The sequence below is a fragment of the Jeotgalibaca ciconiae genome (assembly GCF_003955755.1).
GTDB classification, from domain to species: domain Bacteria; phylum Bacillota; class Bacilli; order Lactobacillales; family Aerococcaceae; genus Jeotgalibaca; species Jeotgalibaca ciconiae.
The window spans coordinates 998,904-1,012,175 of record NZ_CP034465.1; the positions used below are offsets into that span (position 1 = coordinate 998,904).

12 protein-coding genes are annotated in these 13,272 nt (G+C 37.3%); 3 read left to right on the forward strand and 9 right to left on the reverse strand.

All coding sequences use genetic code 11. The features are described from left to right. The 3 genes from EJN90_RS04605 to pfkB are packed head-to-tail and all read right to left on the reverse strand — an operon-like array spanning position 1 to position 2,821. Entirely contained in the window at positions 1–456 is a 456-nt protein-coding gene (locus tag EJN90_RS04605; protein WP_126109086.1) for a PTS sugar transporter subunit IIA, read from the reverse strand. A gap of 17 nt (positions 457–473) precedes the next feature. Next, positions 474–1,886 (reverse strand): PTS fructose transporter subunit IIC, encoded by a 1,413-nt coding sequence (locus EJN90_RS04610; protein WP_126109087.1) that lies wholly within the window; start codon positions 1,884–1,886, stop codon positions 474–476. 2 nt (positions 1,887–1,888) lie between these two features. Further along, positions 1,889–2,821: a 1-phosphofructokinase gene (gene pfkB / locus EJN90_RS04615; RefSeq protein WP_126109088.1), complete on the reverse strand. Its 933-nt coding sequence runs from the start codon at positions 2,819–2,821 to the stop codon at positions 1,889–1,891. 114 nt (positions 2,822–2,935) lie between these two features. On the opposite strand from pfkB, the gene EJN90_RS04620 reads away from it, so the two are divergent. Then, complete coding sequence (locus EJN90_RS04620; protein ID WP_126109089.1) at positions 2,936–3,685, forward strand: MurR/RpiR family transcriptional regulator; 750 nt, start codon at positions 2,936–2,938, stop codon at positions 3,683–3,685. Between the two features lie 98 nt (positions 3,686–3,783). On the opposite strand, the gene EJN90_RS04625 is transcribed toward EJN90_RS04620, so the two are convergent. The 6 genes from EJN90_RS04625 to EJN90_RS04650 form a co-directional block, all read right to left on the reverse strand. Next, positions 3,784–4,530: a MurR/RpiR family transcriptional regulator gene (locus EJN90_RS04625; RefSeq protein ID WP_126109090.1), complete on the reverse strand. Its 747-nt coding sequence runs from the start codon at positions 4,528–4,530 to the stop codon at positions 3,784–3,786. A 44-nt stretch (positions 4,531–4,574) separates the two neighbouring features. Continuing rightward, a complete protein-coding gene (gene fumC / locus EJN90_RS04630) occupies positions 4,575–5,933 on the reverse strand; it encodes a class II fumarate hydratase (RefSeq protein ID WP_126109091.1) in 1,359 nt (452 codons plus the stop codon). 11 nt (positions 5,934–5,944) lie between these two features. After that, the gene (locus tag EJN90_RS04635; protein ID WP_126109092.1) at positions 5,945–7,120 is read right to left on the reverse strand and encodes an NAD(P)-dependent malic enzyme; all 1,176 of its coding nucleotides are present in this window, start codon (positions 7,118–7,120) and stop codon (positions 5,945–5,947) included. Between the two features lie 92 nt (positions 7,121–7,212). Continuing rightward, a complete protein-coding gene (locus EJN90_RS04640; RefSeq protein ID WP_126109093.1) occupies positions 7,213–8,580 on the reverse strand; it encodes a class-II fumarase/aspartase family protein in 1,368 nt (455 codons plus the stop codon). A gap of 27 nt (positions 8,581–8,607) precedes the next feature. Then, complete coding sequence (locus EJN90_RS04645; protein ID WP_126109094.1) at positions 8,608–10,164, reverse strand: PTS transporter subunit EIIC; 1,557 nt, start codon at positions 10,162–10,164, stop codon at positions 8,608–8,610. Positions 10,165–10,642: 478 nt separating this feature from the next. Then, a complete protein-coding gene (locus EJN90_RS04650) occupies positions 10,643–11,335 on the reverse strand; it encodes an RluA family pseudouridine synthase (RefSeq protein WP_126109095.1) in 693 nt (230 codons plus the stop codon). A gap of 169 nt (positions 11,336–11,504) precedes the next feature. On the opposite strand from EJN90_RS04650, the gene EJN90_RS04655 reads away from it, so the two are divergent. Together EJN90_RS04655 and EJN90_RS04660 are read left to right on the forward strand one after the other, a co-directional pair. Further along, positions 11,505–12,071, forward strand: a complete 567-nt coding sequence (locus tag EJN90_RS04655) for a sigma-70 family RNA polymerase sigma factor (protein ID WP_164544006.1) — start codon at positions 11,505–11,507, stop codon at positions 12,069–12,071. Further along, entirely contained in the window at positions 12,055–13,164 is a 1,110-nt protein-coding gene (locus tag EJN90_RS04660) for a hypothetical protein (RefSeq protein ID WP_126109097.1), read from the forward strand. The genes EJN90_RS04655 and EJN90_RS04660 overlap by 17 nt, the downstream gene beginning before the upstream one ends. The last annotated feature ends 108 nt before the right edge of the window (positions 13,165–13,272 follow it).

Below are 13,272 nucleotides of genomic sequence, written 5' to 3' on the forward strand. Positions count from 1 at the left end.
TTATACCTCTTTTATCTTTTGATTAAGTAGTTGAGCAATAGCACTTTCTGTTTCAGCAGCTTTTAAAGCTGAAGTTACTTCTGATCGCATTAACAAACGCGCTACTCGAGAAAGTAATTTTAAGTGAGTCGTTCCAGATTCCTCTTCAGGAATAAATAAGGCAATGACAAATGATGTTGGATTTCCATCCATGCTCTGCCAATCAATGCTATTTTTTAAACGCACAATCACAACCTGAGACTCCTTAATTTCTTCTGCTTTAGCATGTGGAATAGCAAAACCATCCATCATCCCGGTTGTACCTTCAGCTTCCCGTTCTGTCAGTTTTTGATAAACTGCTTCTTTGCTTGTAGAAAAACCAAGTTCTACTGTTTTATCTGATAAAAAATGAAAAATCTCATCTTGTGTAGAAAATTCTTCATTCAAAAAGATATTTTCTTCATGAATAAAAGCCATTTATATTTCCTCGCTTTCTATTTTGAAACCAATACTTCTTTCTTTTTTTCCACACTATTCTTTTGAATTAATCCTAATATAACCCCGCCAACAATCGAACCGATAAGAATCGATGCAACCCATTGGATTTTCCCAGTAACAACTGGTAGTACTAAAAATCCTCCATGTGGTGCTGGAACTTGTACTCCAAACATATACGTCAATACCGCTGCGATTGATGAGCCTAGCATCATCGTTGGCAATACACGAATGGGATCTTTTGCAGCAAAAGGAATAGCTCCCTCCGTAATATGTGTAGACCCTAGAATAAAGTTAACCAAGCCTGCATTACGGTCGTTTGCATCAAAATATTTTCCAAAGAATAAAGCAGCAAAACCAGTAATTAATGGCGGTGCAATACAAGCTGCTGAAACGCCTGCCATAAAAGTTGTGTTTCCTTGTGCAAGCAAAGCCGTTCCCGTTACATAAGCAGCTTTGTTAATCGGGCCGCCCATATCGAAAGCACTCATACATCCTACAATAATTCCTAGAATTAATGGGTTTGAATCTTGGAAACCAGCTAAGAAATTCATCATACCTTCGTTAACAGCACTCATAGGACCCGCTAACAATGACATCGCTATTCCGATAACTCCTACTCCAATTACAGGAAGAAGAAAAATAGCTTTTAATCCGTCTAACGCTTTTGGTAAGCCTTTTAGTGCTTTTTGAAGTAACAGAACAAAATAACCACCTAAGAAACCGGAAATGATTCCTCCTAAGAATCCTGTTCCACCATTCATTGCGATAACTCCGCCGACAAATCCTACTATCAATCCAGGTCTTTTTGCAATTCCTTCAGCTATATAGGCAGATAGAATGGGAACCATTAATCCCATTGCTGCATCTCCTACACTTTTTAACATGGCTGCAGTAGGATTATATTGCGCGTGATCAGGATCAAATGAATAGACACCCCAAATGGCAAATGAAATCGCAATTAACACACCGCCGGCAACAACAAATGGTAACATATGTGAAACACCATTCATCAAGTTTTTATAGATACTTCTTCCAAAACTTGATGAATCTGAGGAAGATTCTTCTCTATTTGCTGTTTCTGTTTCTATCATTACTTTTCCTTTTCCAGCCAACGCATCTTCAATTAAACGATCTGCATCTTTAATTCCAGTACCTACAGAAACGTCAATGACCCGTTTTCCGGCAAATCTTTCCGGATGAACATCTTTGTCAGATGCAATAATGACAGCATCTGCTTCCCTAATTTCTTCAGGAGAGAGTTCATTTTCAATCCCGATCTGCCCATGTGTTTCAACTTTAATTGTTATGCCTTTGCGCTTTGCAGCTTGTTCCAAAGCTTCCTGAGCCATATATGTATGTGCAATACCTGTGGGACAACCAGTAGCTGCAATGATTTGATATTTTGCCATATTTAATGCACTCCTTCGTTTATAACTTTAATTTGTTTTTTTAATTCTTCTACATTTGAAAAATCCGTTAATCCCTTTGTAAAAGCGGTAGAACTTCCTGCAGCAATGCTATGTTTTAATGTTTCGCTCAAATCTGATTTTTTTAACATCCCCGCCAAAAAGGTTGCCAGTAGTGTGTCTCCCGCACAAGCTGTATTCACAACTTCTCCTTTAGGTGAATTCCCTGAAATAAGCATCTTTTCGTTTACAAAAACTGCTCCCTCTGATCCTAACGAAAGCAAAACATTTTGGGCTCCTTCCTCGATCAACTTTCTAGCATAAATCAGATACTCCTTTCTTGATACTAATGAAGTACCAAACCACTCCGATAACTCTTCTTCATTTGGCTTCAATAAAAATGGTTGGTATTTTAAACAATTGATAATTTCCGGATAACTGCTGTCAATAATTAAATGAACACCATTTTCAAAACAAATTCGACTAATTTCCTCGAATATAGAAGGTCTTACTCCTTTGGGAAGACTTCCAGAGACACATAAATAATCTCCCGACTCTAATTTTTTTATTTGATTCAAAAATTTAACGATACTTTCTTCAGGGATGCTCGGCCCTTTATTTACAAGTTTATATTCTTCCCCACTATTATTTACTTGAGTAAAAACATTTATCCTGGTCATTCCAGGAACCTCGATAAAATTTGTACGAATCTCTTTCTCATTCAAGTAATCTTCTATATATTTTCCTGTAAAACCAGCTTGAAAACCTAACGCTATGCTATCAATTCCTAACATTTTTAAAATAAGTGAAACATTTACCCCTTTTCCGTTTGCTTGAATATCATCATCAGTGGTACGATTAACTGTAAATGGAACGAGATTTTCTGTTTCAATGAAAAGATCAATTGCTAAATTCAATGTACATGTATAAAGTGTCATGTTTTTACCTCCTCCCTACACTTCTATTATGCAACGAATAATGATGTAAATGTTTTCTTAATCATCGTAATTAGCTGAAAACCTTTACAAATTCTTATTAAAAGGAGTATTTATTTGGAAAACAAACTAAGTAATACAGAACAATTTCTGTGGGATTTTATTCAAAGACATATTTTAGAGATACCGAATTATTCCATTGTAAAATTAAGTGAATTGGCAAATGTCTCAACAGCTACCATCGTTCGTACGATGAAAAAGAAAGGATATGAAGGTTTTACTGCCTTTAAGCATCATTTGAAAGAAATGGAAAATCAGAATATTAATTTTACTTCTCTTGATCAAGTTGACCAGGGAATTCGTACAGCCATTTTAAAAAATGAGCAAGAAGTAATCCGCACCATCAATATGATTGAAATAGGAAATATTGAAGATGCTATCCAAAAAATCAAAGTAGCTCACCGAATTGTCATTTTTGCAAGAGGATTCTCTGAGTTGATCGCACAAGAAATGATGGTCAAATTTCAACTAGCCGGTAAATATTGCGAATTGCATACTGACCCAGAAATTATTAAAAGCATTAGCAAAAAGCTCACGAAGGACGATATCGCTATTTTTGTATCTTTAAATGGAGAAACAAAGGAACTAGTCATTGCGGCAGAGAACTGTTATAAAAATGAAATCGGTTCATTGCTTCTTACCGCAAACAAATACGGAAGTATTATGGAATACATTGAAATACCTTTTATTGGTTTTAAATCAGAAGGTTCTTTCTTTCCAGACTACGAAGTACGTTCCCGCTTGCCGTTATCGATTCTAGCACGAATACTATTAGACTCTTATGCGTTACGGATGTTGGATTATTGATGTTTGAGAATAGCAAACAAAAGCAGCTGCTTCCAATTAGGTCGCAGCTGCTTTCTGAAATTGCCCCATTAATCCCTATTCAATAACGGCATATTTTTTTAGATATCGCTGATTTGTTTGATTGTTCTTACCAGTAAATCTACTAACAGAAAGAAACCAATTCGTGATATAGAGTCATCTTTTTTTGTATCCATTTCTTCCGTATGGCAAAATAGTTTTAAATCTGCGTAGGAAGGTAGGATACTTGATTGAAAGGAGGTCAAGCTGATTATTTTAGCTTTTTTCATGTGAACTTTGCGTGCTGTATCAATAATCTTTTTCGTACTGCCCGACAAGGAAATTAAGATCACCACATCATTTTCGGTCACTAGATTTGTAAAGGTTTCTGACAGATTATAGTCTTTTATAAAAAAACAATGAATCCCCATTGAAAACAATAAATGCTCCAAGTAATATCCGACGGGTTTACTCGTTCCACGTGCCATAATAAAAACATTCTTTGCCTTCAACATCTCTTCTGCACAACGATTCAATTCATCTTCGGATACGAGTGACATTGTTTTTTCAAAACTTTGGGTGGTGTTTTCTTTTACAGAGCGTCTTTCGTTCTTTTCTATCACAGCATCCTCTCGCAATTGTCGATTGATATGGTATTTCAATTCTTTGAATCCACTAAACCCCATCTTTTGAGAAAGATTGATAATGACTGTTTTAGAGACAAAAGCAAGCTCTGCCAGTTGATTAATATTTATATAAGGAACTTCTTCCAGATGGTTCATGATATAAGTAAGTGCTTTTCTTTCGCTTTCCGTTAAATCATCATAGCTATTTATAAAATCAAGCATCAGCATTCACCCTTTTAGCAATATAGGGGCATTATATCATATGATTAAATCATTTCATTGGGGTTCAGCCACTGTTTTAATTCTTCCTTCGAAGCATAGTTTAAAGATAATGCCGCTTCTTCTAAAGTTAGCTTTTCATTCAATGCTTTATGAGCAATCTCTGCAGATTTTTCATAGCCGATATGAGGTGCCAAAGCCGTTACCAGCATGAGTGACGACGCGACAAGTTCTTCCATCCGCTTCTCATTCACAGTAAGACCGATTAAACATTTTTCTCTAAAAGAACGCATCCCATCTGTCAACAAAGTAACGGTCTGAAGAAAATTATGAATAATAACAGGCTTATATACATTCAACTCAAAGTTTCCTTGACTAGCTGCTACTTGAATAGTTGTATCGTTCCCCATCACCTGCGCAACAATCATCGTCAAAGCTTCTGCCTGAGTCGGATTGACTTTCCCCGGCATAATGGAGCTTCCTGGTTCGTTACTTGGTAAAGTTAATTCTCCTAATCCGCTGCGCGGACCGCTTGCAAGCCAACGAATGTCATTTGCGATTTTCATTAGATCGCTTGCTAAAGCTCGAAGAGAACCATGGACAAAAGATATGGGTTGATGACTCGTTAACGCAAAATATTTATTCGGATCACTGATAAATGGAATAACCAGTGATTTTTCTAATTCCTGTGCCACTTTTTCCCCAAAACTATTGGAAGCATTCAAGCCTGTTCCAACTGCTGTGCCGCCAATTGCCAGTTTTAATAGTGACTCACTGCTCATTTTAATGGCATTCAAACTGTTTTCAACCATGCTCTTCCAACCACTGACTTCTTGGCCAAATGTTATGGGAGTAGCATCTTGTAAATGAGTCCGGCCTATTTTCACTGTGCTTTGGTAACGACCCATTAGATTGGACAATACTTTTAGCCACTCTTCCATTTCCGGTATGAGATGATTCTGTATTTCACTGTAAGCTGCGATATGCATGGCTGTGGGAAAAACATCGTTCGAGCTTTGCGATAAATTTACATGGTCATTAGGGTGAACGGCTCCTTGCTGTGAAGCTAAGTGAGCTATAACTTCATTCACGTTCATATTGCTTTGGGTGCCGCTGCCCGTTTGCCACAAACAAAGCGGAAAATGTTTCTCATAGCTGTTCAAATCTTGCAGTAATAACTCACACGCTACTCGAATGTTCTCCCCGTTTACTTCTGAAAGTTTTCCCTCTTCCTGATTAACGATGGCACAAGCTTTTTTTACTTGTATAAGTGCCTCAATTAAAGAAATCGGCATCTTCTCATTACCTATTTGAAAATTTTCTAAACTTCTTTGCGTTTGGGCTCCCCATAATGCTTCCTGAGCTACTTTTATTTCTCCCATTGAATCTCTCTCGATTCGATCCATCGCTTTCCCTCCTATATACTGCTCACGCCTGTATCCCTGGCTGCTTGTGCTACATATTGTGTAACCTGTTCAGCTACTGCTTTATTTAATGCATCGGGAATAATATATTCTTCCGATAATTCTTCTTCAGAAATCATATCCGCAATTGCTTGAGCTGCAGCAACTTTCATTTCTTTATTAATGGTTGTTGCTCGAACAGAGAGCGCTCCTTTAAAAATCCCCGGAAAAGCCAATACATTATTAATCTGATTAGGAAAATCTGATCTACCTGTCCCTACTATTCTTGCTCCTGCTTCTTTTGCTTCTTCGTACATAATCTCAGGAACAGGGTTAGCCATCGCAAAAATAATCGCATCATCATTCATTAATTGAACCATTTCTTTCGTAACAATTCCGCCAACTGATACACCAATAAAGACATCGGCGCCTTTCATTGCATCACTCAAATCACCATTAACATTTTGTGGATTCGATTTTTGAGCCAGTATTTTTTTATGTTCGTCCATTGGTGCTTCTCTATTTTCTGCCAAAATTCCATATTCATCACAAATAACGGCTTTTTCAATTCCCATCTCCATTAGCATATTAATGATGGCCGTTCCGGCAGCTCCAGGTCCATTTAAGACAACTTTTATATCTTCAATCCGTTTTCCAACCAAACGAAGACTATTCAAGATACCCGCAACTACTACAATCGCAGTTCCGTGTTGATCATCATGAAATACAGGAATCGAAAGTAGTGCATCCAGTTGCTTTTCAATCTCAAAACATCTTGGCGAAGAAATGTCTTCTAAATTAATTCCACCAAAAGTTGGTGCTAAATAACGTACTGTCCGAACAATTTCATCTACATCTTTTGTATCCAAAGAAATTGGAAATGCATCCACATCAGCGAATTCTTTAAATAAAATCGCTTTTCCTTCCATCACCGGCATTGCGGCTTCAGGTCCAATATCGCCTAGTCCTAATACTGCTGTACCATCCGTAACGATTGCTACTAAATTCCCCTTAGAGGTGTAGGTATAAGCTTCCGTTACATCCTCCGCTATCTTTCTGCATGGCTCTGCAACTCCCGGTGTATAAGCTAGGGCCAAATCTTCTCTCGTATTGATAGCTACCTTGCTTTCAACAGATATTTTCCCTTTTTTCTCTTTATGCAATGCTAAGCTTTTTTCGTTCGTATCCATTTTTCTCACCTTTCCATATTTGAAATTAAAATAAGTAAAGAGGCCTCTCCTATATTTTACCAGAGGCCTCCTAAAAAAGTATTCAATCCGTTTTAATAATCGTTTGCTATTTCTACTGCTACTGCTGCTGCTCGTTTGGCTTCTTCTTCAGCGATTTGTTCAGATAAACCAATATAATTTCTAGGATCAATCATATCTCGTACTTCCTCTTCGGTAAATTCACTGGCAATCAACTCATTTTTTATCAAATTGCTGTAAAAATCTTCCCCTTCTGCAGCAGTCTTCATCGCAATTTCGTACATCAAAGAGTGCGCTTGGTCTTTTCCAAGTTTTGTCGCTAGCTCCATCATAACATTCTCGCAATTATCCAGCCCCTTGTTTCTCAAAGCATTCTGTAACATACGATCACGGTGAGGAACCATTGTACGGGTTAACTCTTCTGTTCTCAGCAAAATTTCTGTAGTCAGTTCAAGAGCTTCTTCCAAGATTCCATCAAAAAGCATGTAAGAACTACTGTCTCCTTCATAAGGCCGCACAGAAGAATACATTCCTACGCCTGGCAAAGAGTACAGTTTTTGAGAATTAGCCACAATACCTTTTGCCAATTTTGGATTGATTTTATGAGGCATCGTGCTACTGCCCACTGTGCCTTTACTAAACCCTTCTGAAATTTCTCCAATTTCTTCAAGAGTGGTGCTGTACACTTCTTCTCCTATTTTATGACAAATATTAGCCATTAAAGCTAGGTTCATTATGTATTCAATCTTATGTGTGCTGATATTGCGAGAAGGGACTTCCATGGCGTACATTCCGGTTAACTCTGCCACTCGTTTCTGCACATTTGGACCAACTTCTGGCATCGAACTAAACGTTCCAACCGCTCCACCCATCATAATTTTGAAAACTCGTTTTTCTACTTCACGCATTCTTTCATAGCATTCAATAAATTCGCTAATCCAAACTGATACCTTGTAACCGTAAGTAATGGGTGTAGCATGACGTCCATGTGTCCGCCCTGGCATTACAGCATCTTTGTTTTCTTCAGCTAATTTACTTAGGTTTCCCAGAATTTCACCAATTAGCTGAATATATTTATCATGGACTTGTTTTACCATATATAACTGAGAGCTTTGTTGAATATTTTGTGTAGTAATTCCATAATGGACATATTTTCCACTTTCTTCCGGGCAAGCTTTTACTAATACTTTTAAAAATGGCACAAAGCCATGTCCAATTTCCCGGTAAATACGGTCCATCTCTTCAAAATCAATATTTTCTACTTTTGCTGCTTCTTTAATATCTCTCGCTGCCTGTTCGGGAATGAAGCCCTCTTCCGCTTGTGCTTGAGCCAAGGCACTTTCAAACAATAACCATGTTTTGTATTTTTCTTCATCTGAAAAAAGCTCTTTAATCCCTCGATCATTTATGGTCTTACTTTTTGAGTCATATAGTGCTCTCATCCGATAAAAACCTCCTAAAATAGTTCATTATGCTAATTCTTGATCCACTGCATTCCTTACAAATTCTACTTGTGGACCATATACGATATGGATATGTTTTGCTGCCGGGAAAAAGAATCCTGTACAGCCAGATTTTTCCAATAAATTTTTATCGATGACATTCACATCTTTTACATCGATTCTTAAACGTGTAATACAATTTTCTACGTTATCAATATTGTTTTTACCGCCTAACGCCTTTACTACAATATCGGCAATTTCACCATATCGTTTTTCCCTTATCAGCGTATTATCCAAGTTTTGTGCTTCTTCTCGTCCAGGAGTTTTAATATCATATTTGACGATTGCCCATTTGAATATAAAATAAGTCAAAACCGCCATCGCAGAACCGATTAATACCAAGAAAATCCAATTCGTTCTTTCATATAGCAAGCCAAAGATTGCAAAATCGAAAATCGTTCCTCGAATATAACCAATCGCCACATTTGCCAAGGACATCAATACTGCCCCGATTCCCACAATGGCCGCGTATACAACAAACAGTAACGGTGCAATAAATACAAAAGTGAATTCAAGCGGTTCCGTTACATTACCGAGCATCGCTGTTAAGACCATCGTAATCAACATGGACTTCACTTCTATTTTGTTCTCTTTTCTTGCTGTATGATACATAGCAAGCGCGATTGCAGGGAATAGGAATAAAGTTACCAACATTTGTTGCTGCGCCATGAAACGCGTCAATTCTGGCATCAATGTCCAATATTCGCTGTTGGGACCTTGATTGAATAATACTTCATTCATTGCTGGCACTACACCAACAAACGTATTGCCATCAATTACATAAGATCCTCCTGCTTCGGTAAAGCGGAATAATGCATTCCACACATGATGCAAGCCAAAAGGAATAAATAAACGTTCCCCTGCTGCGGTAAAAAATGGACCCATGACACTTAAGAAAACAACTGATAATCTCATTAATAATCCTACAAAAACTTCCCAGATAAACGGTAGAAGCAAACCAATTGAAACCATGACACCAATCGTAATAATTGGCACTGACTTTTTACCTGAAAAGAAGGCAAAAGCAGTCGGCAATTCCAAATTATAAAATTTATCGGTTGCCCACGAAGCAACCAAACCCGTTATAATACCGCCAGCAGCACTAATATTCATCGTTTGAATACCAAGGACATTTATTTGTCCTACTTGGGTCATTACTTCTGGATTTGCCATTTTACCAGTCAATGTCAGCCAGACATTCATGGTAATAATCAAGGTTAAATAACCCGTTACAGATGCAAAAACAGCAATCCCTTTATCCTTTTTACTCATTCCATATGCGACACCCATAGCAAACAGCAATGGAATGTTATCAAAGATGACACTTGCAATCGTACGAATACTTACTAAAATGGCATTTACATTTTCATTTCCTAAAAAAGAAAACCGCTCAATCATATACGCCTGCACTAAAGCGCCACTGATCCCTAAAATCATCCCTACCGGTGCCAGTACACCGATTGGAAGCAAGAGTGTTCGGCCAAACTTTTGAATCGATTCACTAAACTTTCTTTTTTCTCCCATCAGAACATTCTCCTTTTTTCATTATGGATATAGAGTAACACCGTTCGATAACATATAAAAGCGCTGTCAACTTACTAAGTGTGATGTAGGTCACCGGAAGTGACTTAGGTCATTTTATGGCCTTTCTGCGTGATTTCATCTAGCAGGGAGCTTTCTATCATCCACTGGATGAGAATAATCGCGAATCTCATCCAGTGGACCATGCTCAAGTTTCCAATTGAAGAGAATCAGTATTTATCTCATCCAGTGAGAGCCGTCCCCGCTGTTCACTAGATGAAATTATGAAAATAGCTCCGTGTATTTGACGGCTTCCATTAAATTTTGTTAAATTTAGCTTTTCCTTCTCGATAAAAAGGAAGAAATGCTCATCACATTTCTTCCTTCAAAGTGTGTTTAGTTAAGAATAGCCATGAATAATATTTATTTTTATCTGTGACTTTTTTCGGAAATAGTAAACCCTTTTAATTGCTTATAGTCTTTATTCCTTATTACCTTCTGCAATTTCCCACAAATTCCATGGATGTTTCTCAGGCGGTAATGAGTATACCTTTACCGGCTCTTTCTTAATGGGATGTTCTAAATGAAGTGAATGAGCCCAAAGCGCAATTTGTTGCCCTACTTTATTCAACTGTGCTCCATATTTTTGATCTCCAAAGATTGGATGACCCATCGCTGACAATTGAACGCGAATTTGGTGAGGACGTCCAGTTTGAAGTTGTACAGCCAGCAAACTCATTCCCTTCTTGGATTCCAGCACTTCATAATCAAGAATGGCTTTTTTACCTTTTGGATGATGAGACGGAACGACAGATACTATATTTTTTGTGTTATCTTTATGTAGATAATGAACAAGCTGATCGCTTTTTTTCTTTGGTATACCATGAACAACTGCAAAGTATTTTCGTTCGATCACTTGCCTTCGCACCATGTCTGATAATCTGGAAGCGGCTTTGGAAGTCTTTGCGAACACCATAGCTCCTCCAACTGGACGATCTAAGCGATGTACGAGACCCAAATAAACATTTCCTGGTTTTTGGTAACGTATTTTTATATCTTCCTTTAACATGGTCAACACATCGAGATCACCGCTATTATCTTTTTGAACAGGTATATTGATTGGTTTTTCTACCAATAGAAGATGATTGTCCTCATATAATATTGGCATTTTCATATAATCCTTCTCCCTTAGGCATAATGTATCTATCATACCATTTCTAGTGAAGATTTCAGGCCTTCTTTTTCCGGTGCATCGTTTTTATATGAAAAAAAATTTACAAAATCTGACAGATATCATGTTTTACTATTGTATATATAAGTAAGAGAACGTGGAGGTGGTAGACTTGAAAACTGATGAAGAGATTATTGAGCGGCTAGTTCAAGAGGATGAGACCGGTTTAGCGGATTTGATTGATAAATACACAGCTCTATTGAAAAGTGTTATTCAGAAACACTTATACACACTGCCAAATCACCAAGAAGAATGCTTGAATGATGTTTTATTAGCTATTTGGAAACATGCAGACCAATATGATTCACAAAAATCTAGTTTCAAAAATTGGATATGTGCCATCGCTCGCTATCGTTCCATCAATTATTTAAAAAAATACCGGCATGAGATAAAAAATGTGACACGGGAAGAAACCATAAACGATAAAAACTTTACAAATGATGAACCATTAGCTCGCGAATTGTGGGAAATCCAGTTAGCGGAACTTTTAGCTCCATTAAACAAAAGAGATCAGCAATTATTTAAGGATTTATTCGATTCTGCTTACTCAACAGATGAAATTGCAACAAAACATCAAATGACCAAAGGAGCTTTATACAGCAGATTATCAAGGGGAAGAGTAAAAATCCGAGATTTTTTTCAAAAGAAGGGAGATGCACGTTATGAAGAACGAAAATGACATCTACAAACTATTGAATGAAACCAAGACGAACTTCTTTGAATACGAAGAGATAGACATATCATACAATGAAAAACAAAAGTTATTGAATTCTGTGATGAAAAGCCAAAAAACGAAACAAAGAACTAAGAAGTGCAACAAGCGTCCACTGATTTTAACTTTTGCGGCTATTCTTGTCATTCTTTGGGGCAGCCAAACTTCTTTTGGAAAATCCGTACAAGCAGCTGCCAGCTCTTTATTAGAAAACATTCAGTATGCACTCTCCCAAGTATTTAAGAATGAGAATAATGAATCTTCGAATGCTTCTATCTCGGTTAATCAAGTTGCTTCTTTTGGAGATGCGGAAATAAAAATTGAAGATCTGCTTTTTTTTGAAGGAGAACTTCTTGTGAACGTATTAGTTGATTTAGCAGAACCAATGGAAGAGCAACGTATGGCAAGTTTCTCGAAGATTGCAGTTCTGATAGATGGAGAGCTTTTGCCATCTGAAAACCACACGGAGGCAAGTGTGATCATCGATGAGCGCAATAATATTTCGCAGAGCACCTTAGTCGTCCCTCTTTCTGAAGAAATTCTTTCATCTGATTTGTTTACCTTGGAGATTCATTTGCAGGATATTCACATTTTTCATCCTGGAAAACCAACTGATTTTCCTATTTATATAGAAGGAGAGGCAAACTTTTCTATTGAAACAACGATGGGTTCTTTAACGGAATACACAGATGTTGTCGAGATTAAGCAAGATATAAGCGTGGGTGAATTAGATTACCATATCAAGAAATTAACCATTCATCCAATCTTAAGCTTTATAGAATTATCTTCTCCTGATAAAGAACAGAAATACCAATTAATGGAATTCCGTGGTGTCAATGAAGAAGGAAAGAGTCTGGTATTCTTGCCTCGAAGCTATCAAACCACGATTGACTCTTGGAAAGGCATAATGATGCTTTCAGAAGAAGATTCTGAAATTACAGCCAAAGAACTAGCAGATTCAGAGTGGTTAGAATTGCAGCTCTATTCAGCAGGGCACCCTGAAGGGGAAGCTGACTACCAGTCTTATGGTGAACCATTTGTTATTGAAATAAAAAAATAATCAGAAAATATACTGTTAAATCTGCCTCCAAAACGGTATCATAAGTATGATATAAGTTGAACAAGTGTTGACAGTAGATTAACTAATAAAGCAGATGGGACTGTATCG